The sequence below is a fragment of the Citrobacter sp. MGH100 genome, assembly GCF_001034465.1.
Classification (GTDB): domain Bacteria; phylum Pseudomonadota; class Gammaproteobacteria; order Enterobacterales; family Enterobacteriaceae; genus Citrobacter; species Citrobacter youngae.
The window spans coordinates 49,508-69,181 of record NZ_KQ089803.1 but is presented as its reverse complement, the minus strand read 5'-3'; the positions used below and the strand labels follow the sequence as shown (position 1 = coordinate 69,181).

The following is a 19,674-nucleotide window of genomic DNA, read 5'->3' as shown; positions in this document are numbered from 1 at the left end:
GAGCCACCGTTTACGGGGCGTCAGCGTGGCCCCGGAATTCTGCGTCCCTGCTCCAGCAAATCAATGGCCAGTTGCAGATAAAGCACCTGGTCCGGCGCCCATTTGCCGGTTTCGGCAATCTCATTTCGCAGCACAGTGACGATATTTCCACTGGTGGAATCGTGTCCTGCCTCCACAAGTGAAAAAACGATGCTGCCCACGACCTGGCACATTTCTTCATGCTGGCGCAGGAACGCTTCTGTGAATGGGGACGTCTCAGAAAACGGAATCTATGGTCACTCCCGTTTTTGCAACACCGATTTTGACGACAAGTTGGCTTGCTTGAATCTATCCGGCGTCTGAATGGGATTTTATTCCCGCGCCTCGATGAGTTCCGCGCCTGATGAACCTCCAGAAAATATACGGCTTCAATGAGCCTTTCCGTTTTACAGGTTCCTCAACAGGCCGGTGGGCCGTTAGTATCATCAATATCAGTATTCGCAAAACCAGATGAATGATTGTTTAAACTGGTGTATTTCTGCCTTTATGCTTCGTAAGTTTGCTGTCGCGCCGTCAGTGCCCAGGCTATTCTGGCCAGCTTGTTTGCCAGAGCACAGGTGACGACAAAGTTGCTTTTCCGACACAACAACTCCCTGACCCAGTCGGCCAACTTGCCAGACTGGTGTTCCAGTTTTTGTATGAATACCCTGGCACACTGAACCAACAAAGTTCGGATCTTTTTGTTGCCCCGCTTGCTAATCCCTAACAATGTCGTCCGACCTCCCGTGCTGTACTGTCGGGGTACCAGCCCTGTTGCCGCCGCAAAGTCACGGCTGCTGGCGTACTGCTTCCCGTCGCCAATCTCAGTTGAAATAGTACTGGCAGTCAGCGTTCCAACGCAGGGAATACTCAGCAAGCGCTGTCCAACCTCATCTTCGTCCAACTTTCGTTTCAACTGAGATTCCAGATCTTTAATCTGCTCAACAAGATAGTGATAATGCTGTTGTAATTTCAGCAGTAACTGGCTGAGATAAAGAGGCAAACTACTGTCCTCAAGAAGGGTACTCAGTCGACTAATAACGGCAGCACCTCGCGGAACGCTGATACCAAATTCCAGCAGAAAAGCATGCATCTGATTAGTTGTTTTCACCTTATCCTGAACCAGGGATTCACGGACACGATGCAGAGCTCGCATTGCCTGCTGAGATTCGGTTCTGGGCTGCACGAAACGCATAGATGGACGTGATGCTGCTTCACAGATAGCTTCAGCATCAACGAAGTCATTTTTGTTGCTTTTAACGAATGGGCGGACAAATTGCGGTGATATCAGCTTTGGAAAATGCCCTAACTCTGCCAGCTTGCGTGCCATAAAGTGAGAACCGCCACAGGCTTCCATCGCGATGGTTGTTGCCGGGCATGTCGCCAGAAATTCGATTAGCTTTGGTCGGGTGAATTTTTTACGGTAAACGGCCTTCCCACGATGATCCTGACAATGAATATGGAAAGAGTTCTTACCCAGATCGATACCAATAAGCGCAATGTTTTCCATGATGGTTCTCCGAATGAAAGCCTGTCCTCAGCATAGTACTGGGAAGGAGGGAGTGACCATCTCATTAAATAAAGCACGTTAAGCCCATTGCAGACGCTAGATATTGACGAGTACGTCGGGTTTTCTCTTGTTTGAGTTGCCTCTTGTGGTAAGATAGTAATCAATTACTATCTTACAAGGAGTGCTCGTGGACACCCATCCAAAGCATCTGCCGGCCGATGAACGTCGTGCCGTAACTGTCGAGTCCGTCGTGGCGCTTGCCGGTTCACAAAACCCAAGCGAGATAACCACTGCAGCTATCGCTAAACACATGAACTTGACCCAGGGTGCGCTGTTTCGGCACTTCCCGAACAAGGAAGCCATTTGGCAGGCGGTCATGGAGTGGGTAGCAGAGCGCCTATTAGCCAGAATCGATCGATCCGCACAAGGAATCGAGTCGCCCTTGGCAGCCATGGAGGCGATGTTCATGAGTCATATCGAATTCGTAGCTGAGCACCCAGGCGTGCCAAGAATGATGTTTGGTGAGCTTCAGCGTGCCGAATCGACACCGGCCAAGCGCATGGTGCAAACCTTGATTCAGCGCTACGGCGAACGTTTGCATCGTCTCATCGAGAAAGGCAAGGCCAGCGGCGAGTTGTCTCCCTCGCTTGACAACGAGGCGGCGGCAACGCTGTTCATTGGCACGATCCAGGGCTTGGTCATGCAATCGCTGTTGGCGGGTGATGTGGGACGTATGCACCGCGATGCGCCGCGCGTCTTTGCAATTTATCGGCGTGGCATAAGGAGTGCGCAATGAAAAAGTTACCCTTGCAAGGCCGCACCCTGGCACTGCTTGCCGTCATCATTCCTTTGCTGGTGCTTTTTATTTATGTCGGTCTGCGATCAGGGCCGCTCGCCCCGGTCGCTGTGACGGTGGCAAGCGTGGAATCAAGGGCTATCACACCGGCGCTGTTCGGCATCGGCACGGTGGAGGCGCGCTACACCTACAAGATCGGGCCGACGTTTGCCGGGCGCGTCAAACGCCTGGAGGTGCATGTAGGCGACCAGGTCAAGGCCGGACAGGTGCTCGGCGAGATGGAGCCGGTCGACCTTGATGATCGGGTGCGCTCACAGGAGTCTGTATTCAAGCGGGCGGAAGCGGCTTTGCGCGAGGCAGAAGCCCGGCAAGCCTACGCGCAAACCCAGGCGCGCCGCTATGAGCAATTGTTTGCGGTGCGCTCGACCAGCGAGGAAATCGTCACCACCAAGCGGCAGGAACTGCAGATCGCCGATGCCGCCCTATCCGCCGCTCGGGAAGATATTGCCCGGGCACGCTCCGACCGCGAAGCACTCGTCGCGCAGCGGAGCAATCTGCGCCTGATCGCGCCGGTCGACGGTGTAGTCGCCGTGCGCGATGCCGATCCCGGCACGACCATCGTCGCGGGCCAGGCCGTGGTGGAAGTGATCGACCCCAAGAGTTTGTGGATCAATGTGCGCTTCGACCAGATCAGCGCATCGGGGCTGGCTGGGGGGCTGCCGGCTCATATCGTCCTGCGTTCGCGTGGTGGCCAGACCTTGAAAGGTCGCGTGCTGCGGGTGGAACCCAAGGCCGACGCGGTAACCGAGGAAACGCTTGCCAAGGTGACATTCGATAACAAACCAGAACCTTTGCCACCAGTGGGTGAACTGGCCGAAGTCACGGTTGACTTGCCGGCGCTCCCGGCCGCTCCACTGATCCCCAACGCTGCCGTCCAGCGTGAGGGCGACAAAGTCGGTGTCTGGCAAATCGTGGATGGTGATCTGCATTTCTCCCCGGTCAAGCTCGGCACTTCCGACCTCAATGGTTACGTGCAGGTGCGCGAAGGGCTCAAGAATGGGGACCAGGTTGTGACCTATAGCGAAAAGGCACTGACGGCGCGCAGCCGCATCCATGTGGTCGAGCATATCCCGGGAGTTTCACGATGATCAGCCTGGCCGGCCGCGACATTCTCCATGCCTGGGGGAAATTCGTCTTCACCGGCATCGGTCTGGGTCTGCTGATCGGCGTCACCCTGGTCATGGCTGGGGTGTACCGAGGCATGGTGGACGACGGCAAGGCGTTGCTCGACAACAGTGGCGCTGACCTTTGGGTGGTGCAAAAGGATACTCTGGGTCCTTATGCGGAGTCGTCCAGCCTCAACGATGACGTGTATCGCGCCATTCTCGCCATGCCGGGAGTCTCACAGGCAGCGAACGCGACCTACCTGACCATGCAGGTACGCAAGGGCGAGAGTGATGTACGCACCATGGTGGTCGGCATCGCGCCCGGTGCGTTGGGGGCTACACCCGGATGGCCTCCTTATCTCGTCGCTGGACGCCAGATCACGCGCGGTCACTACGAGGCTGTGGCCGACATCGCCACCGGCTTCAAACTGGGAGATCGTCTTGCCATTCGCCGCAATCATTACACCGTCGTGGGGCTGACACGGCGCATGGTGTCGTCCAGCGGCGACCCGATGGTATTCATTCCGCTCAAAGATGCCCAGGAGGCCCAGTTCCTCAAGGACAACGATGCCATCTGGCAAAGCCGGCGTCGCACCGAAGCCAACCCGGTCTTCAATCGACCCGGTGATCCAGGTTTGCTGGATGCCGTGATTGCTTCACAGAGCAGCAACGCGTTCGTCAATGCCGTGCTGGTCACTCTGAAACCTGGTCATGCGCCGGACGAGGTTGCCGAATCCATCCAGCGCTGGAAGCGTTTGACGGTCTACACCCGGGCACAGATGGAAGACATCCTTGTCGGCAAGCTGATCGCCACCTCGGCCAAGCAGATCGGCATGTTCCTTGTGATTCTGGCCATCGTTAGCGCGGCCATCGTTGCCTTCATCATCTATTCGCTGACGATGGACAAAATCCGTGAGATCGCGGTGTTGAAGCTCATCGGCACACGCAACCGAACCATCGCCGCGATGATCATGCAGCAGGCGCTCGCCCTGGGCGTGATTGGCTTCGTGGTCGGCAAGATCACAGCCACCTTTTCAGCACCGGCTTTTCCAAAATATGTCCTGCTCACGCCAATGGATTCTGTCGCCGGTTTTTTTGCCGTGCTCGTGATCTGCGTTCTAGCTAGCCTCGTCGCCATTCGCATAGCACTCAAGGTCGATCCGGCCGAAGCCATTGGAGGTTGAGATGAGTGGCAAAGGGATACACATCGAAAGTTTAAGCAAGCGGTATGGCGATGGTGACACCGCTGTCTTTGCCTTGAGAGACGTGAATATGCATGTTGCGCCTGGTGAAGTGGTGGGACTGATCGGCCCTTCCGGGTCCGGCAAGAGCACGCTGCTCAAGTGTCTGGGTGCGGTGATCGAACCGACCGCCGGTCGCATGACGCTGGGCGATGAAGTGATCTACGCCGATGGCTGGAAAGTCCGCGACCTGCGCGCCTTACGGCGTGACAAGATTGGTTTCGTTTTCCAGGCGCCGTACCTGATTCCGTTTCTCGATGTCACCGACAACGTGGCGCTGCTGCCGATGCTTGCAGGCGTCGCGAATGGAGAGTCGCGCGCGAAGGCACTGGAATTGCTCACAGCGCTTGATGTGCAACACCGAGCTCGCGCAATGCCCTCGCAACTCTCCGGTGGCGAGCAGCAACGGGTCGCCATCGCGCGCGGACTGGTCAATCGTCCGCCGGTGATCCTGGCCGATGAACCCACTGCGCCGCTGGATTCCGAGCGCGCCATGGCTGTAATCCGCATCCTCAACGACATGGCCCGGAAGTTCGAGACCGCCATCATCGTCGTCACCCATGACGAAAAGATCATCCCCACATTCAAGCGCATCTACCACATCCGCGACGGCGTGACCCATGAGGAAGCTGGCGAAGGGCGGGAGTTCGAATGAGAGAACGATTGAATTACAGGAGAATTTCATGACCCACCGCAAACACAGCCACGCATTTGGAACTATCACCCTGACCGTTACGGCCTGCCTGCTTTTATGGGGTTTTCAGTTGCCAGCTTGGGCTGGTGACGCTACCCAGGTTGAGCCACTGGCGCTACGCAAGATCATGCAGGAACTCGGGCGCAACATGCAGGCTATTACCGGTGCGATTTCGCAGGAGGAATGGGTTCAGGTCGTTCAGCTGGCACTGTTGCAAAGTTAGCGATGAGGCAGCCTTTTGTCTTATTCAAAGGCCTTACATTTCAAAAACTCTGCTTACCAGGCGCATTTCGCCCAGGGGATCACCATAATAAAATGCTGAGGCCTGGCCTTTGCGTAGTGCACGCATCACCTCAATACCTTTGATGGTGGCGTAAGCCGTCTTCATGGATTTAAATCCCAGCGTGGCGCCGATTATCCGTTTCAGTTTGCCATGATCGCATTCAATCACGTTGTTCCGGTACTTAATCTGTCGGTGTTCAACGTCAGACGGGCACCGGCCTTCGCGTTTGAGCAGAGCAAGCGCGCGACCATAGGCGGGCGCTTTATCCGTGTTGATGAATCGCGGGATCTACCACTTCTTCACGTTGTTGAGGATTTTACCCAGAAACCGGTATGCAGCTTTGCTGTTACGACGGGAGGAGAGATAAAAATCGACAGTGCGGCCCCGGCTGTCGACGGCCCGGTACAGATACGCCCAGCGGCCATTGACCTTCACGTAGGTTTCATCCATGTGCCACGGGCAAAGATCGGAAGGGTTACGCCAGTACCAGCGCAGCCGTTTTTCCATTTCAGGCGCATAACGCTGAACCCAGCGGTAAATCGTGGAGTGATCGACATTCACTCCGCGTTCAGCCAGCATCTCCTGCAGCTCACGGTAACTGATGCCGTATTTGCAGTACCAGCGTACGGCCCACAGAATGATGTCACGCTGAAAATGCCGGCCTTTGAATGGGTTCATGTGCAGCTCCATCAGCAAAAGGGGATGATAAGTTTATCACCACCGACTATTTGCAACAGTGCCAAAAATACCCTCAGCAATTAGTGTACTGAGGGTATTGTTAACCATCCGTAGGATCGTTCAACTGATCAATGCCTTAACTGATCGGTGTTATCCCGATTGGGAGGCTTTACAAAATAGCTCATTTTTATCTTACGCTTGCGCTTTCTTAGGCAAAGAAAAGTGCAGTAAGGCATAGCCAAGTAATGCTGCTGTCGTAGAACCCATTAAGATACCGAGTCGAGCATAGGTATCAAATTCAGGACTTACATTTCCGAACGCTAAAGAGGAAATGAAGATAGACATTGTAAAGCCAATACCACACAACACAGATACCGCAAAGATATGCTTGAAGTTAACGCCTTCAGGTAACTTAGCAACGCCCATTTTTACCGCTGCCCAGCTAAAGGTAAAGATACCTAGAGGCTTACCAACCAGTAGACCCAAAGCAATACCGAGTGGCAGCATTGAAGTTAGACCTGACATCGATACGCCTTCTAACGAAATCCCCGCATTGGCAAATGCGAATAGAGGCAGAATACCAAATGCCACGTATGGGTGAAGCGCGTGCTCCATATGTTTAAGTGGAGAATGTTCGCCCTGCTTTCCCTTTAGTGGGATAGCAAAACCAATCACTACACCTGCCAATGTTGCGTGAACACCAGATTTAAGCACCGCGAACCATAAGATCGCACCGACGATCATGTATGGCGTAAGTTTTGTTACTTCCTTCGCATTCAACATGAATAGGACACCAGTCATGATGAAGCCAACAAGCAACGCCATGGTCGACAGGTCACCGGTGTAAAATAGCGCGATAATAACAACTACACCTAAATCATCGATGATAGCAACCGCCAGCAAGAACACTTTTAGGCTTACTGGTACACGCTTACCTAATAACGCCATGATACCTAAAGCAAAAGCGATATCTGTCGCCGCTGGAATTGCCCAACCAGAAATCGCCTCAGGATCGTTGGCATTAAAGGCTACGTAAATAAGAGCAGGAGTTAATATACCGCCAACCGCTGCAATCGCAGGGAAAATTGCGGTTTCTTTTGATTTTAACGCACCTTCAAGCAGCTCTCGCTTAACTTCAAGGCCAATGAGTAAGAAGAAAACAGCCATTAGGCCGTCATTAATCCAGTGAGAAACTGACATACCAAATACATAAGTATGCAGTACAGATTGATAAGTTTCGCCCAGCGGTGAGTTAGCAATGGTCATCGCAATTGCCGCGGCAATCACGAGAAGAATACCACCAGCTGATTCCATTTTGAAAAAGTCACGAATGACATCGTTCATGGTTTCGTCCTTATATTTATTATCTTAATAAACGATTAACAAAGAATGATAAGAGTGTATAGCGGTCGAAAACTTTAGAATAATTGAATCGCCACGGATAATCTAGACACTTCCGAGCCGTTGATTGGACTGACCCCACGCCCGTAGACAAATTCTGTCCTCACGACGAGGCCTGTTCGAAGGCCTCCGGACTGACGCCGCCGAGGTGACTGTGGCGCCGGGCCCGGTTGTAGAACACTTCAATGTAATCGAAGATATCCGCCCGGGCTAGATCCCGGGTTTTGTATATTCTCTTCCTGATGCGCTCTTTTTTCAGTGAACTGAAGAACGATTCGGCCACCGCATTATCCCAGCAGTTGCCACGCCGGCTCATGCTCGGGACCAGGTTATTAGCCCGGCAGAAGGGTGATGCTGCCAACTTACTGATTTAGTGTATGATGGTGTTTTTGAGGTGCTCCAGTGGCTTCTGTTTCTATCAGCTGTCCCTCCTGTTCAGCTACTGACGGGGTGGTGCGTAACGGCAAAATCACTGCCGGACATCAGCGCTATCTCTGCTCTCACTGCCGTAAAACATGGCAACTGCAGTTCACTTACACCGCTTCTCAACCCGGTACGCACCAGAAAATCATTGATATGGCCATGAATGGCGTTGGATGCCGGGCAACCGCCCGCATTATGGGCGTTGGCCTCAACACGATTTTCCGCCATTTAAAAAACTCAGGCCGCAGTCGGTAACCTCGCGCATACAGCCGGGCAGTGACGTCATCGTCTGCGCGGAAATGGACGAACAGTGGGGATACGTCGGGGCTAAATCGCGCCAGCGCTGGCTGTTTTACGCGTATGACAGGCTCCGGAAGACGGTTGTGGCGCACGTATTCGGTGAACGCACTATGGCGACGCTGGGGCGTCTTATGAGCCTGCTGTCACCCTTTGACGTGGTGATATGGATGACGGATGGCTGGCCGCTGTATGAATCCCGCCTGAAGGGAAAGCTGCACGTAATCAGCAAGCGATATACGCAGCGAATTGAGCGGCATAACCTGAATCTGAGGCAGCACCTGGCACGGCTGGGACGGAAGTCGCTGTCGTTCTCAAAATCGGTGGAGCTGCATGACAAAGTCATCGGGCATTATCTGAACATAAAACACTATCAATAAGTTGGAGTTATTACCATGATAATAGTGTCTCGTTGTGTCTGGATAAGCGGATATAACGGCGTTCACCGGTATTTCTTTAATTAAAAAAATGATGTGTATGACTGATTTGTCTTGTGATAAATATCCTTAACAGACGGCGAGCTCGTCCGCCCATTTTGTTGCGGCCTGCATGGTTTCTATAACAGTGAACTCGCTGATATTGAGGGTATTACATATTTTCGCGGTTTCCTCCCAGTTAAGTTTCTCATAACATAACGACAGGGTCAGTATGTCAAAAAGTTCACCTTTATGTTCACAAAGCGCGGCAGTTACGTTTTGCGGGATTGAAATCTGTTTAATTAAATCGTCCATGGGGAGTTCAAGAATGACATCCAGCAATGAAAACAGACCGCATATAAATGCGTTATAGGATAATGAAACATTATTTATTTTTTCGGCAATTAATTCGCAGAATTTTCCGCGAACCATGCTCAGATGATAAAGTTCACTGATGCCGGAACGCCCCATATTTGAAAGGGCGGCCACCGCAACAAACCGCCGGAGTTCTTTGCCCCCCATATACATCAGCATTTCTTTCAGGGTAAGATTGTCCGCCTGAATTATGCCATGTGATTTAAACAGCATGTTTCTGACGTAGCGCATGATTTTATATGACAGCGTCAGATCGGTTTTAAGCAGACGTTCGACCGCGGCAAAGTCCGGGTTTTCCCTGTTCACCTCCATCATCAGCCTGGAGAGTGGCAGGGGGTTCTGGGAAAGGCATTTATTTCTGAGGATTTCCGGGCGACTGAAGAAAAATCCCTGGAAAAGCGCGAAACCCGCCCGGCTGTAAAGCTCAAACTCGTCCCTTGTTTCCACTTTTTCAGCAAGGAATTTTATGCCCTGCAGAAGCTGACTTTTTCTGTGGATATATTGCCGGATATCTTCATAGTCATTGTCTCTGACATCAAATTTGATGACAGAAATATACTGCATAAAGCGGTCCCATTCATCATCCATCGTGAAATCATCGAGCGCAAGCTGGTAACCCCTGTCGTGCATATCCTTTACGGCACAGAAAAGCGCATCATCCGGGACTGCATTTTCCAGAATTTCGATGACCACTTTTTCATTCGGCAGCGTATCGCCCAGTCCGTTAATGATCATCTGGTGCGGCACATTAATAAAAGAACTGTGATTGTTGGCTATACGGGGAACAGGGATGCATAAAAACTGGTCAGAAATCATTCTGGACGTGGCGTATTCTGGTGAAACATCGGGAAAGGCATTGTTCATTCCGTCTCTGAAAAGCAGCTCATAAGCGACGGTCTGCATTTTTGTGTCAAAAATAGGCTGGCGTGCGATAAATGAATACATATTCCCGGTCCCCAGGTCAGCGTTATAATTTTTAGAAATGTAACCTTTCTATGGCACTGTTGCAAAGTTAGCGATGAGGCAGCCTTTTGTCTTATTCAAAGGCCTTACATTTCAAAAACTCTGCTTACCAGGCGCATTTCGCCCAGGGGATCACCATAATAAAATGCTGAGGCCTGGCCTTTGCGTAGTGCACGCATCACCTCAATACCTTTGATGGTGGCGTAAACCGTCTTCATGGATTTAAATCCCAGCGTGGCGCCGATTATCCGTTTCAGTTTGCCATGATCGCATTCAATCACGTTGTTCCGGTACTTAATCTGTCGGTGTTCAACGTCAGACGGGCACCGGCCTTCGCGTTTGAGCAGAGCAAGCGCGCGACCATAGGCGGGCGCTTTATCCGTGTTGATGAATCGCGGGATCTGCCACTTCTTCACGTTGTTGAGGATTTTACCCAGAAACCGGTATGCAGCTTTGCTGTTACGACGGGAGGAGAGATAAAAATCGACAGTGCGGCCCCGGCTGTCGACGGCCCGGTACAGATACGCCCAGCGGCCATTGACCTTCACGTAGGTTTCATCCATGTGCCACGGGCAAAGATCGGAAGGGTTACGCCAGTACCAGCGCAGCCGTTTTTCCATTTCAGGCGCATAACGCTGAACCCAGCGGTAAATCGTGGAGTGATCGACATTCACTCCGCGTTCAGCCAGCATCTCCTGCAGCTCACGGTAACTGATGCCGTATTTGCAGTACCAGCGTACGGCCCACAGAATGATGTCACGCTGAAAATGCCGGCCTTTGAATGGGTTCATGTGCAGCTCCATCAGCAAAAGGGGATGATAAGTTTATCACCACCGACTATTTGCAACAGTGCCGGATTGAGCGGCGTGGCATGGTCAGTCTTCCCGCAGGTACTGGTACAAAGTTTCGCGGCTGATGCCGAAGTCACGGGCCACCAAGGTTTTCTGGTCGCCTGCCGCAACTCGCCGTTTCAACTCGGCAATTTGTTCGCTGTTCAGCGATTTCTTTCGTCCCCGGTAGGCCCCGCGCTGCTTAGCCAGCACGATTCCCTCGCGCTGACGTTCGCGGATCAGAGCGCGCTCGAACTCAGCAAAGGCTCCCATGACCGACAGCATCAGATTGGCCATCGGTGAGTCCTCGCCGGTGAACGTTAGCCCTTCTTTGACGAACTCCATGCGCACGCCCCGTTGTGTCAGCCCTTGGACGATGCGGCGCAGGTCATCAAGGTTGCGTGCCAACCTGTCCATGCTATGCACCACCACGGTGTCGCCCTCGCGGACGAAGGCCAGCAGCCTTTCAAGTTCGGGACGTTGTGTGTCCTTGCCTGAAGCCTTATCGGTGAATACCTTGCCGACTTCTATTTGTTCCAGTTGTCGATCAGGATTCTGGTCGAAGCTGCTGACGCGAACGTAGCCGATACGTTGACCTTGCAAGATGCCTCCAAAGGTAAAAATGTCAGGATGAAATCTATTACCCTTGGCTGAATGTGTCAATAAATATAAATTAATACCCTACTCTGACGTTGTTTGTGCTCAACATCTGACATCAGGTTAGGGTATGCCTCAATCTGACGGCTGCGAACCGCCAGGGACAGGCGCAATGTCAGATTCTGTCGCGGCCTTGGCGCGTGCCTGGAAGCGTTCATAGCAATCCAGCCCGCAGAAATGTTCGACGTATTCCGCGCCTTCCGGGGTGAAGGCGGCATCGAGCGGAATTTCTTTGCAGCATACGCAGCAGGTGGTGCAACTGGCAGTGTTCGGGGCGTTTGCGTTCATGGTGGTACTCCTCCAGATTGGTAGCGAAGCTCAAAGCTGCCCACTCTCGGCTGGCTGGGAAGCGGTCATGATCTTCCCTTGAAGGCCCGCAGCAGCCGCGTCACAGACAGGACAAACAAGCCGGTCAGCGTGAGGGCTGCAATACCCCAGTGCTCCCCGATGAACGCGCCGGCCGTCGTGCCGGCTAGCACAATGGCGAGAATCGGCAAATGGCAGGGACAGGTGAGCACGGCCAGCGCGCCCCACAAGTAGCCGGTGATCGGTTTGTGCGTCTCAGACGGCAAGTGCTCTGGGCTGTTCATGGCAGACTCTCCGCGTGCTGTGCCGGTTCGGTTGGCATGGCGGCCAGTTGCATTTCGAGGCTGGCCAGGGCCTCGCGCCGACGCTCGACGAGTTGCCGCAACACGGCAAGCTGCGCAGACGCACCGTCACCGTCCGCAGCATCCAGCGCCCGGCACAGCCGCGCCAGTGCGTCCAGGCCGATACCCGCTTCGAAGGCAGCCCGTACAAAGCGCAGCCGTTGCAACGCGGTGTCATCGAACAAGCCGTAGCCGCCCGTGGTGCACGCGACCGGCCGTAGCAATCCGCGCAGCAGGTAGTCGCGCACGATATGCACGCTCACCCCGGCATCAAGGGCCAGCCGGGACACTGTGTAGGCGCTCATTGAACACCTCCTTTTCCTCATCCGGCGCAGCACGAAAGCTGCTTCACGTCCTTGCTGAAGGTCTGCGCCGCGAGCTTCAGCCCTTCGACCATGGTCAGGTAGGGGAACAATTGGTCGGCCAGTTCCTGCACGGTCATACGGTTGCGAATGGCGAGCACCGCCGTCTGGATCAGTTCACCCGCTTCCGGGGCCACCGCTTGCACGCCGATGAGCCGTCCGCTACCTTCCTCGATGACCAGCTTGATGAAGCCGCGTGTGTCGAAGTTGGCAAGCGCACGCGGCACGTTGTCCAAGGTCAAGGTGCGACTGTCGGTCTCGATCCCGTCGTGATGTGCTTCCGCCTCGCTGTAGCCCACGGTGGCGACCTGCGGGTCGGTGAACACCACGGCCGGCATTGCGGTCAGGTCCAGGGCCGCATCGCCGCCAGTCATGTTGATCGCAGCACGGGTGCCGGCCGCTGCCGCCACATAGACGAACTGAGGCTGGTCGGTGCAGTCGCCAGCCGCATAAATGTGTGGCGTACTGGTGCGCATGCCCTTGTCGATGACGATGGCCCCCTGCGCATTGGCAGCGACTCCCGCCGCTTCCAATGCCAGGCTGCGCGTGTTCGGTGCCCTGCCAGTGGCGACCAGCAGCTGGTCGGCGCGTATTTCACCGTACCCGGTGGTCAGCACGAATTCGCCGTCCACATGCGCGACCTGGCTGGCTTGCGTGTATTCCAATACCTTGATCCCTTCGGCACGGAACGCGGCTGTAACGGCCTCGCCGATGGCCGGGTCTTCGCGGAAGAACAGCGTGCTGCGTGCCAGGATCGTCACTTTGCTGCCCAGCCGGGCAAAGGCTTGCGCCAGTTCCAGCGCCACCACAGACGAGCCGATCACGGCCAGGCGCTCGGGAATGGTGTCGCTGACCAGGGCCTCGGTGGAAGTCCAGTAGGGTGACTCTTTCAGGCCCGGAATCGGCGGCACGGCCGGGCTGGCACCCGTGGCGACCAGGCAGCGGTCGAACGCCACCACACGCTCGCCGCCATCGTTTAAACGGACGGCAAGGCTCTGGTCGTCCTTGAAACGCGCTTCACCATGCAGCACGGTGATGGCCGGGTTGCTGTCCAGGATGCCTTCGTACTTGGCGTGGCGCAGCTCATCGACGCGCGCCTGCTGCTGGGCCAGTAGTTTGCTGCGATCAATCGCAGGCACAGTCGCCGCGATGCCACTGTCGAATGGGCTTTCACGGCGCAAATGGGCGATATGGGCAGCGCGGATCATGATCTTGGACGGCACGCAGCCGACATTGACGCAAGTACCGCCGATGGTGCCGCGCTCGATCAGCGTGACGTTCGCACCTTGCTCGACGGCCTTCAGCGCCGCCGCCATCGCGGCTCCGCCGCTGCCAATAACGGCGACGTGCAGTCCGTCCCCATCACCACCAGCCTTGTCGCCACCGCCCAGCCATCCCAGCGCCTTGCCAAGCAGTCTGCCCCGCGCTGAAGTGGATGGGGCATCGGCGGGTGTGGCCTTGTAGCCGAGGCCGGCCACAGCGGCGGTCAGCGCCTCTGGCGAGGTGCCGGGATCGGTGGCGAGTTGCGCGGAGCCTTTCGGGTAGGACACGAGCGCCGACAGCACGCCCGGCACTTTCTCCAGGGCGTCCTTGACATGTGTCGCGCACGAGTCGCAGGTCATTCCGGTGATATTCAAATACATTGCATCGTTCCTTTTCGTTTCGGCAACTGCCAATGCAGTTAGCCGTGTTTGGGTGGTAGTTCGCAGCGGCGGTTGGCCGGTGAGAGCAGATCCCAGATCGACACCCCGATCATCAAGGCCAGACCGACATAGAGGAGGTTCGCCGTCCACCAATTGCCAAAAAACAAGAGCATGGCCGCCAGCACGATGGCTGGGCCGACCATCCCGAGCAGGCTGCGGTACCATTGCCGATGACTCAGCCAGCCCAGTGCATTCGCCAGCAAAGCCACGACTGCGAACAGCGGCAGCAGCTTGGAGATAAACAACCCTTCGTATTCCTGTAGAAAGCCAAGGCCGATGGCCGCGCCCAGGCTGGCGATAGCCGGGAAACAGGCAGCGCATCCCATCGCGGAAACAACGCTGCCAAGCGCGCCAGCCTTGTCGGCAATGCGTGTAATCAGTCCCATGATCGCCCCAGGTTCGGGTTCAGTGGCTCACTGCTTGACGCTGGACGGATAGCCCGCGTCTCCGGTTGCCTTGGTCAGCTTCTGCACGCTGGTCTTGGCATCATCGAACGTGACAACCGCTTCGCGTGTCTCGAAGGTCACGTCAATTTTGCTGACGCCTTCGACCTTGGAAATCGCCTTCTTGACGGTGATCGGGCAGGTGGAGCAGGTCATGCCCGGTACGGACAGCGTGACGGTCTGGGTGGCGGCCCACACGGGGGCAACAACGGCAGCGAGGGCGAGGGCGGCAAACAGTTTTTTCATGATGAACTCCTGTGATTAATAGAAAAATGGCATGACGTAGGGAAATCCGAGCGCGACCAGGACCAGCGCGGCCACGATCCAGAAAATGAGCTTGTAAGTAGCTCGCACTTGGGGAATCGCGCAGACCTCACCCGGTTTGCAGGCTTGCGCCGGGCGGTAGATGCGCCGCCAGGCGAAAAACAGCGCGACCAGCGCTGCGCCGATGAAGATCGGGCGATAGGGTTCCAGCACCGTCAGGTTGCCGATCCATGCCCCGCTGAACCCCAAGGCGATCAAAACCAGCGGCCCCAGGCAGCAGGCCGACGCAAGAATGGCGGCCAGCCCACCGGCGAAGAGCGCGCCGCGCCCGTTTTGTGGTTCAGACATACGCTTGTCCTTTCAAATTTGGTTTGGATAGCTTAAGCTTACTTCCGTAGTTATGTACGGAGTCAAGCGATATGCAAATTAATTTTGAGAATCTGACCATTGGCGTTTTTGCCAAGGCGGCCGGGGTCAATGTGGAGACCATCCGGTTCTACCAGCGCAAGGGCCTGCTGCCGGAGCCAGACAAGCCCTATGGCAGCATTCGCCGCTATGGCGAGGCGGATGTAACACGAGTGCGGTTCGTGAAATCGGCCCAGCGGCTGGGCTTTAGCCTGGACGAAATCGCCGAGCTACTGCGGCTGGAGGATGGCACCCATTGCGAGGAAGCCAGCGGCCTGGCCGAGCACAAGCTCAAGGATGTGCGCGAGAAGATGGCCGACTTGGCACGCATGGAGGCCGTGCTGTCTGAACTGGTGTGCGCCTGCCACGCGCGGAAAGGGAACGTTTCCTGCCCGCTGATTGCGTCACTGCAAGACGGAACGAAGCTCGCTGCATCGGCGCGGGGGAGTCACGGGGTGACTACGCCTTAGCGTGCTTTATTTTCCGAATTCTGAGACGACCCCAGGTAGCAGAGCTGCACCGCGAAGCCCAGCCGATTGGCCGGGCCGCGCCGCTGCCGGATGATGGAGAGGTCGCTTTCGCTGAACGTGTAGTGACGGATCAACTCATCCTTGGTGTCCGGCAACGCCAGCAGGCTTTCGCGCTCGGCGGCGGAGAGGATCGAACGGCGGGGCATGCGGTTTCCTTCTTCTTGAAAACGTAGGTTTGTGACAAGCCCGCCAAGGCAACCGGCGCGGCACGGGAATCAAGGCATTGCGATTCTCGAAAATAGTTCTTGAAATTCTATTCTTGATTGCATATCATCTCAACGAGTTTCGATAAGAAAGGATGCGCATGCGACCGTCTGTTGTGCTTGACATGAAGCGAAGCGCAGTGCGTGAAGCGGTAGGCCGCTTTCGCGCCGCGAACCCGCGCGTCTTCGGCTCGGTGCTGCATGGCACCGACCGGGATGGCAGCGACCTCGACCTGTTGGTCGATGCGCTGCCCGGTGCCACGTTGTTGGACTTGGGCGATTTGGAAGAAGAACTGAAATCGCTGCTCGGCGTTGACGTCGATCTGCTGACTCCCGGCGACCTGCCGCCGAAGTTCCGGGCCAAGGTGCTCGCGGAGGCGCAACCGATATGAGCGAGAACCGCCTGCCCGATTACCTCGACCACATTCAGCAGGCCGCAACCGATGCGCGCAGCTTCGTGGAAGGGATGGCCAAGGACGACTTCTTGGCCGACAAGCGCACCCAGCAGGCCGTCATCATGAGCCTGATCGTCATCGGCGAGGCGGCCACAAAGGTGATGGATGGCTACGTCGAGTTCACCCAGGCGCATGCCGACGTGCCGTGGCGCAGCATGCGCAATATGCGTAATCGCATGGCTCACGGCTATTTCGACATCAACCTCGATGTGGTGTGGGAGACGGTACAGGAATGGCTGCCGGCGTTGCTCCAGCAATTGCCCGCCGTGCGTCAGGATGCCGACGATGAAGACCGTAACGACAACTGTGAAAGAGGGATCTCCGATGACTGTTGAATCGAGAATATTTTCTGTAGCCGAGTATGTTCAGCCGTCCGAAGGCGAGCCTATTCGTTCCGTTGTGCTTGAAACCCGAGACTCAATTATCGTGGTTTGGCATGTCCATCCCGGGCAGGAAATTGCGGCTCACATTCATCCTCACGGCCAAGACACGTGGACTGTTTTGTCGGGAATGGCTGATTACTTTCAGGGCAATGGGATTGTTCGTGCCCTCAGGGAAGGTGAGATAGCCGTGGCAAGACCGGGCCAAGTGCACGGGGCGCGAAATACAGGTACCGAGCCATTTGTGTTAGTCTCGGTTGTGGCATCAGCCAATGCCGGTTTCGTATTGGCTGAGCGATAGAGCCCAATCTCTGGAGTTGGTCCAATGAGCGGTCGGGGAGATAGGTAACAGACATGCAGCGGACACGGCTGCTAAACCAGGTCGCAAACCTCCTTGCGTCGCAGCGTGCCGCAAGCGACGCGATCAATCGAATGGGGTCGGCATGAGACTGAACACCATCCAGTTCCCGACCGCGTAGCCGCCTGTCCTGCCGATCAGGTCTTGACCATCGACGCCTGGGATCAGTCCTGAATGTTCTTGGAGACCACTACGTTATGAGCCGCAGCCGCCGCAAAACACCCATCGTCGGGCACACGACCTGCGGCAGCGAGCGCGAGGACAAGAAGCTCTGGCATCAGCGCTGGCGCACCCGTGAGCGCACGGCGCTGACCAGCGCGTCGCCCGAAGCCCTGAGCGCCCATCTGCCCCTGCTGGAAAACCAGGCCAGCAGCGTCTGGTCGATGGGCAAGGATGGCCGCTCCTACTGGCCCGTCAAGCGCCAGGCCGCCACGGCGGATCGCATCGCCAATCACAAGGGACGCAACCCGCAAGAACGCGCCTCCCTGAAAAAGCGCCTGCTTACACTGTGATTCCTTCAAAATATCTCAACGAAATTTCCCGACACCTGTTTAAGCTATCTTGCTGATAGGGATCGTCTCAGAAAACGGAATCTATGGTCACTCCCGTTTTTGCAACACCGATTTTGACGACAAGTTGGCTTGCTTGAATCTATCCGGCGTCTGAATGGGATTTTATTCCCGCGCCTTGATGAGTTCCGCGCCTGATGAACCTCCAGAAAATATACGGCTTCAATGAGCCTTTCCGTTTTACAGGTTCCTCAACAGGCCGGTGGGCCGTTAGTATCATCAATATCAGTATTCGCAAAACCAGATCAGTAATTCTTTAAACCGGTGTATTTCTGCCGTTATGCTACATAAGTTTGCTGTCGTGCCGTTAGGGCCCAGGCTATTCTGGCCAGCTTGTTTGCCAGAGCACAAGTGACGACAAAGTTGCTTTTCCGGCACAGTAAATCCCTGACCCAATCGGCCAATTTGCCAGACTGGTGTTCCAGTTTTTGTATGAATACCCTGGCACATTGAACCAACAAAGTTCGGATCTTTTTATTACCTCGCTTACTAATTCCCAGCAATGTCGTCCTGCCTCCCGTGCTGTACTGCCGAGGTACAAGCCCTGTTGCCGCCGCAAAGTCACGGCTGCTGGCGTACTGCTTCCCGTCGCCAATCTCAGTTGAAATAGTACTCGCTGTCAGTGTTCCGACGCAGGGAATGCTCAGCAAGCGCTGTCCAACCTCATCTTCGTCCAACTTTCGTTTCAACTGGGATTCCAAATCTTTAATCTGCTCAACAAGATAGTGATAATGCTGTTGTAATTTCAGCAATAACTGGCTGAGGTAAAGAGGCAAACTATTATCCTCAAGAATGGTACTCAGTCGGCTAATAACGGCAGCTCCTCGGGGAACGCTAATGCCAAATTCCAGCAGAAAAGCATGCATTTGATTGGTTGTTTTTACCTTATCCTGAACCAGGGATTCACGGACACGATGCAGAGCCCGCATTGCCTGCTGAGATTCCGTTCTGGGCTGCACAAAACGCATAGACGGACGCGATGCAGCTTCACAAATAGCTTCGGCGTCGACAAAGTCGTTTTTATTGCTTTTAACGAACGGGCGGACAAATTGTGGTGATATCAGCTTTGGGGAATGCCCCAACTCTTCCAACTTGCGTGCCATAAAGTGAGAACCGCCACAGGCTTCCATTGCGATGGTTGTAGCGGGGCATGTCGCCAAAAATTCGATCAACTTTGGCCGGGTAAATTTTTTACGGTAAACAGCCTTCCCGCGACGATCCTGGCAATGAATATGGAAAGAGTTTTTACCCAGATCGATACCAATGAGCGCAATGTTTTCCATGATAGTTCTCCGAATGAAAGCCTGTCCTCAGCATAGTACCGGGAAGGAGGGAGTGACCATCTCATTAAATAAGGGGTCAGTTTGGATATCGAAAATTATTGTACTATAAGGGCTTCCCCGGCGTGTCAACGCCGGTGTTTATGGTTTCTGTCTGCTCTTCAGTAAAAATAAAGGGGAGAGACTGCGGTACTATAAACGGCCATGATGAATCGTCATCGATTCGGACCCTGATGAAAGACGCGCGTGAGGTTCTTGTTCGTTAAGCGGATACGTATATCCTGTACAATAGCCAGATAGGCCTCACGGGGTCTAACCCTTTATCAT

25 protein-coding genes and 3 pseudogenes are annotated in these 19,674 nt (G+C 55.0%); 11 read left to right on the top strand and 17 right to left on the bottom strand.

Features of this window, described 5'->3' with window-relative positions:
- Window positions 1-20 precede the first annotated feature (20 nt).
- Together SK32_RS20585 and SK32_RS20580 are read right to left on the bottom strand one after the other, a co-directional pair.
- Entirely contained in the window at window positions 21-212 is a 192-nt protein-coding gene (locus SK32_RS20585; protein ID WP_008322801.1) for a DUF2767 family protein, read from the bottom strand.
- Window positions 213-523: 311 nt separating this feature from the next.
- The gene (locus SK32_RS20580; protein ID WP_000427614.1) at window positions 524-1,528 is read right to left on the bottom strand and encodes an IS110-like element IS5075 family transposase; all 1,005 of its coding nucleotides are present in this window, start codon (window positions 1,526-1,528) and stop codon (window positions 524-526) included.
- A gap of 187 nt (window positions 1,529-1,715) precedes the next feature.
- Here SK32_RS20580 and SK32_RS20575 point away from each other — a divergent pair, with 187 nt between their 5' ends.
- Genes SK32_RS20575 through SK32_RS20555 form a run of 5 tightly spaced genes read left to right on the top strand, consistent with a single transcriptional unit; the run spans window position 1,716 to window position 5,648 of the window.
- On the top strand, window positions 1,716-2,324 hold the full coding sequence (locus SK32_RS20575; RefSeq protein WP_004393990.1) for a TetR/AcrR family transcriptional regulator: 609 nt from the start codon (window positions 1,716-1,718) through the stop codon (window positions 2,322-2,324).
- The gene (locus SK32_RS20570; protein WP_016236501.1) at window positions 2,321-3,472 is read left to right on the top strand and encodes an efflux RND transporter periplasmic adaptor subunit; all 1,152 of its coding nucleotides are present in this window, start codon (window positions 2,321-2,323) and stop codon (window positions 3,470-3,472) included. The genes SK32_RS20575 and SK32_RS20570 overlap by 4 nt, the downstream gene beginning before the upstream one ends.
- On the top strand, window positions 3,469-4,674 hold the full coding sequence (locus SK32_RS20565; protein ID WP_022652303.1) for an ABC transporter permease: 1,206 nt from the start codon (window positions 3,469-3,471) through the stop codon (window positions 4,672-4,674). Before SK32_RS20570 ends, SK32_RS20565 begins: the two co-directional genes overlap by 4 nt.
- Before the next feature lies 1 nt (window position 4,675).
- A complete protein-coding gene (locus tag SK32_RS20560; RefSeq protein WP_004393997.1) occupies window positions 4,676-5,386 on the top strand; it encodes an ABC transporter ATP-binding protein in 711 nt (236 codons plus the stop codon).
- A gap of 28 nt (window positions 5,387-5,414) precedes the next feature.
- Window positions 5,415-5,648, top strand: a complete 234-nt coding sequence (locus tag SK32_RS20555; RefSeq protein ID WP_231591594.1) for a hypothetical protein — start codon at window positions 5,415-5,417, stop codon at window positions 5,646-5,648.
- Window positions 5,649-5,681: 33 nt separating this feature from the next.
- On the opposite strand, the pseudogene SK32_RS25295 reads toward SK32_RS20555, so the two are convergent.
- The 3 genes and pseudogenes from SK32_RS25295 to SK32_RS20535 form a co-directional block, all read right to left on the bottom strand.
- A pseudogene (locus tag SK32_RS25295) lies at window positions 5,682-6,386 on the bottom strand (IS6-like element IS26 family transposase).
- A gap of 192 nt (window positions 6,387-6,578) precedes the next feature.
- A complete protein-coding gene (gene nhaA, locus SK32_RS20540; RefSeq protein ID WP_001000602.1) occupies window positions 6,579-7,730 on the bottom strand; it encodes a Na+/H+ antiporter NhaA in 1,152 nt (383 codons plus the stop codon).
- Window positions 7,731-7,890: 160 nt separating this feature from the next.
- Window positions 7,891-8,133: pseudogene (locus tag SK32_RS20535) on the bottom strand (IS3 family transposase); the annotation flags it as partial.
- Between the two features lie 56 nt (window positions 8,134-8,189).
- Here SK32_RS20535 and SK32_RS20530 point away from each other — a divergent pair.
- Window positions 8,190-8,887 (top strand): IS1-like element IS1B family transposase gene (locus SK32_RS20530; RefSeq protein WP_231591593.1). Its coding sequence is split into 2 segments (ribosomal slippage): window positions 8,190-8,439 and window positions 8,439-8,887, totalling 699 coding nucleotides; the frame shifts between segments, so codons are not numbered across the junction.
- A gap of 126 nt (window positions 8,888-9,013) precedes the next feature.
- Here SK32_RS20530 and SK32_RS20525 read toward each other — a convergent pair.
- From SK32_RS20525 to SK32_RS20480, 10 genes are all read right to left on the bottom strand, one after another.
- Complete coding sequence (locus tag SK32_RS20525; protein ID WP_000286799.1) at window positions 9,014-10,243, bottom strand: EAL and HDOD domain-containing protein; 1,230 nt, start codon at window positions 10,241-10,243, stop codon at window positions 9,014-9,016.
- Window positions 10,244-10,347: 104 nt separating this feature from the next.
- On the bottom strand, window positions 10,348-11,052 hold the full coding sequence (locus SK32_RS20520) for an IS6-like element IS26 family transposase (RefSeq protein WP_023312637.1): 705 nt from the start codon (window positions 11,050-11,052) through the stop codon (window positions 10,348-10,350).
- An 84-nt stretch (window positions 11,053-11,136) separates the two neighbouring features.
- On the bottom strand, window positions 11,137-11,694 hold the full coding sequence (locus SK32_RS20515; RefSeq protein WP_001162010.1) for a recombinase family protein: 558 nt from the start codon (window positions 11,692-11,694) through the stop codon (window positions 11,137-11,139).
- Window positions 11,695-11,823: 129 nt separating this feature from the next.
- The gene (locus SK32_RS20510) at window positions 11,824-12,036 is read right to left on the bottom strand and encodes a DUF3330 domain-containing protein (protein ID WP_000993245.1); all 213 of its coding nucleotides are present in this window, start codon (window positions 12,034-12,036) and stop codon (window positions 11,824-11,826) included.
- Window positions 12,037-12,101: 65 nt separating this feature from the next.
- Window positions 12,102-12,338, bottom strand: a complete 237-nt coding sequence (merE, locus tag SK32_RS20505) for a broad-spectrum mercury transporter MerE (protein WP_001087807.1) — start codon at window positions 12,336-12,338, stop codon at window positions 12,102-12,104.
- The gene (merD, locus tag SK32_RS20500) at window positions 12,335-12,700 is read right to left on the bottom strand and encodes a mercury resistance co-regulator MerD (protein ID WP_001277463.1); all 366 of its coding nucleotides are present in this window, start codon (window positions 12,698-12,700) and stop codon (window positions 12,335-12,337) included. Before merD ends, merE begins: the two co-directional genes overlap by 4 nt.
- Window positions 12,701-12,717: 17 nt before the next feature.
- Complete coding sequence (merA, locus tag SK32_RS20495) at window positions 12,718-14,400, bottom strand: mercury(II) reductase (protein ID WP_000281123.1); 1,683 nt, start codon at window positions 14,398-14,400, stop codon at window positions 12,718-12,720.
- A 38-nt stretch (window positions 14,401-14,438) separates the two neighbouring features.
- Window positions 14,439-14,846, bottom strand: coding sequence for an organomercurial transporter MerC (merC, locus tag SK32_RS20490; protein WP_000522993.1), 408 nt, complete (start codon window positions 14,844-14,846; stop codon window positions 14,439-14,441).
- Between the two features lie 27 nt (window positions 14,847-14,873).
- Window positions 14,874-15,149, bottom strand: coding sequence for a mercury resistance system periplasmic binding protein MerP (gene merP / locus SK32_RS20485; protein ID WP_000732276.1), 276 nt, complete (start codon window positions 15,147-15,149; stop codon window positions 14,874-14,876).
- A gap of 15 nt (window positions 15,150-15,164) precedes the next feature.
- Window positions 15,165-15,515 carry a mercuric transport protein MerT gene (locus tag SK32_RS20480; RefSeq protein ID WP_001294660.1) on the bottom strand — a complete coding sequence of 117 codons (351 nt, stop codon included), beginning with the start codon at window positions 15,513-15,515 and terminating at the stop codon, window positions 15,165-15,167.
- A 71-nt stretch (window positions 15,516-15,586) separates the two neighbouring features.
- Between SK32_RS20480 and merR the strand changes: the two genes are divergently transcribed.
- Window positions 15,587-16,042, top strand: a complete 456-nt coding sequence (gene merR / locus SK32_RS20475; protein ID WP_001166628.1) for a mercury resistance transcriptional regulator MerR — start codon at window positions 15,587-15,589, stop codon at window positions 16,040-16,042.
- A 32-nt stretch (window positions 16,043-16,074) separates the two neighbouring features.
- On the opposite strand, the pseudogene SK32_RS20470 reads toward merR, so the two are convergent.
- Window positions 16,075-16,248 (bottom strand): annotated as a pseudogene (locus SK32_RS20470) (DUF4158 domain-containing protein); the annotation flags it as partial.
- A 182-nt stretch (window positions 16,249-16,430) separates the two neighbouring features.
- Between SK32_RS20470 and SK32_RS20465 the strand changes: the two are divergent.
- The 4 genes from SK32_RS20465 (at window position 16,431) to SK32_RS20450 (ending at window position 18,010) form a co-directional block, all read left to right on the top strand.
- Window positions 16,431-16,697 carry a nucleotidyltransferase family protein gene (locus SK32_RS20465; RefSeq protein ID WP_016487057.1) on the top strand — a complete coding sequence of 89 codons (267 nt, stop codon included), beginning with the start codon at window positions 16,431-16,433 and terminating at the stop codon, window positions 16,695-16,697.
- On the top strand, window positions 16,694-17,095 hold the full coding sequence (locus tag SK32_RS20460) for a HepT-like ribonuclease domain-containing protein (protein WP_001293886.1): 402 nt from the start codon (window positions 16,694-16,696) through the stop codon (window positions 17,093-17,095). The genes SK32_RS20465 and SK32_RS20460 overlap by 4 nt, the downstream gene beginning before the upstream one ends.
- A complete protein-coding gene (locus tag SK32_RS20455; protein WP_000215515.1) occupies window positions 17,085-17,441 on the top strand; it encodes a cupin domain-containing protein in 357 nt (118 codons plus the stop codon). Before SK32_RS20460 ends, SK32_RS20455 begins: the two co-directional genes overlap by 11 nt.
- Window positions 17,442-17,695: 254 nt before the next feature.
- Complete coding sequence (locus tag SK32_RS20450) at window positions 17,696-18,010, top strand: hypothetical protein (RefSeq protein ID WP_000091613.1); 315 nt, start codon at window positions 17,696-17,698, stop codon at window positions 18,008-18,010.
- A 335-nt stretch (window positions 18,011-18,345) separates the two neighbouring features.
- Here SK32_RS20450 and SK32_RS20445 read toward each other — a convergent pair whose 3' ends face one another.
- Window positions 18,346-19,350, bottom strand: a complete 1,005-nt coding sequence (locus SK32_RS20445; RefSeq protein ID WP_000427623.1) for an IS110-like element IS4321 family transposase — start codon at window positions 19,348-19,350, stop codon at window positions 18,346-18,348.
- Window positions 19,351-19,674 lie beyond the last annotated feature (324 nt).

What these genes read in the sequence shown, in the direction of transcription:
- SK32_RS20585 (WP_008322801.1), bottom strand. Translation starts at nt 212, where the DNA reads ATGTGCCAGGTCGTGGGCAGCATCGTTTTTTCACTTGTGGAGGCAGGA.
- SK32_RS20580 (WP_000427614.1), bottom strand. Translation starts at nt 1,528, where the DNA reads ATGGAAAACATTGCGCTTATTGGTATCGATCTGGGTAAGAACTCTTTC.
- SK32_RS20570 (WP_016236501.1), top strand. Translation starts at nt 2,321, where the DNA reads ATGAAAAAGTTACCCTTGCAAGGCCGCACCCTGGCACTGCTTGCCGTC.
- SK32_RS20565 (WP_022652303.1), top strand. Translation starts at nt 3,469, where the DNA reads ATGATCAGCCTGGCCGGCCGCGACATTCTCCATGCCTGGGGGAAATTC.
- SK32_RS20560 (WP_004393997.1), top strand. Translation starts at nt 4,676, where the DNA reads ATGAGTGGCAAAGGGATACACATCGAAAGTTTAAGCAAGCGGTATGGC.
- SK32_RS20555 (WP_231591594.1), top strand. Translation starts at nt 5,415, where the DNA reads ATGACCCACCGCAAACACAGCCACGCATTTGGAACTATCACCCTGACC.
- nhaA (WP_001000602.1), bottom strand. Translation starts at nt 7,730, where the DNA reads ATGAACGATGTCATTCGTGACTTTTTCAAAATGGAATCAGCTGGTGGT.
- SK32_RS20525 (WP_000286799.1), bottom strand. Translation starts at nt 10,243, where the DNA reads ATGTATTCATTTATCGCACGCCAGCCTATTTTTGACACAAAAATGCAG.
- SK32_RS20520 (WP_023312637.1), bottom strand. Translation starts at nt 11,052, where the DNA reads ATGAACCCATTCAAAGGCCGGCATTTTCAGCGTGACATCATTCTGTGG.
- SK32_RS20510 (WP_000993245.1), bottom strand. Translation starts at nt 12,036, where the DNA reads ATGAACGCAAACGCCCCGAACACTGCCAGTTGCACCACCTGCTGCGTA.
- merE (WP_001087807.1), bottom strand. Translation starts at nt 12,338, where the DNA reads ATGAACAGCCCAGAGCACTTGCCGTCTGAGACGCACAAACCGATCACC.
- merD (WP_001277463.1), bottom strand. Translation starts at nt 12,700, where the DNA reads ATGAGCGCCTACACAGTGTCCCGGCTGGCCCTTGATGCCGGGGTGAGC.
- merA (WP_000281123.1), bottom strand. Translation starts at nt 14,400, where the DNA reads ATGTATTTGAATATCACCGGAATGACCTGCGACTCGTGCGCGACACAT.
- merC (WP_000522993.1), bottom strand. Translation starts at nt 14,846, where the DNA reads ATGGGACTGATTACACGCATTGCCGACAAGGCTGGCGCGCTTGGCAGC.
- merP (WP_000732276.1), bottom strand. Translation starts at nt 15,149, where the DNA reads ATGAAAAAACTGTTTGCCGCCCTCGCCCTCGCTGCCGTTGTTGCCCCC.
- SK32_RS20480 (WP_001294660.1), bottom strand. Translation starts at nt 15,515, where the DNA reads ATGTCTGAACCACAAAACGGGCGCGGCGCGCTCTTCGCCGGTGGGCTG.
- merR (WP_001166628.1), top strand. Translation starts at nt 15,587, where the DNA reads ATGCAAATTAATTTTGAGAATCTGACCATTGGCGTTTTTGCCAAGGCG.
- SK32_RS20465 (WP_016487057.1), top strand. Translation starts at nt 16,431, where the DNA reads ATGAAGCGAAGCGCAGTGCGTGAAGCGGTAGGCCGCTTTCGCGCCGCG.
- SK32_RS20460 (WP_001293886.1), top strand. Translation starts at nt 16,694, where the DNA reads ATGAGCGAGAACCGCCTGCCCGATTACCTCGACCACATTCAGCAGGCC.
- SK32_RS20455 (WP_000215515.1), top strand. Translation starts at nt 17,085, where the DNA reads ATGACTGTTGAATCGAGAATATTTTCTGTAGCCGAGTATGTTCAGCCG.
- SK32_RS20450 (WP_000091613.1), top strand. Translation starts at nt 17,696, where the DNA reads ATGAGCCGCAGCCGCCGCAAAACACCCATCGTCGGGCACACGACCTGC.
- SK32_RS20445 (WP_000427623.1), bottom strand. Translation starts at nt 19,350, where the DNA reads ATGGAAAACATTGCGCTCATTGGTATCGATCTGGGTAAAAACTCTTTC.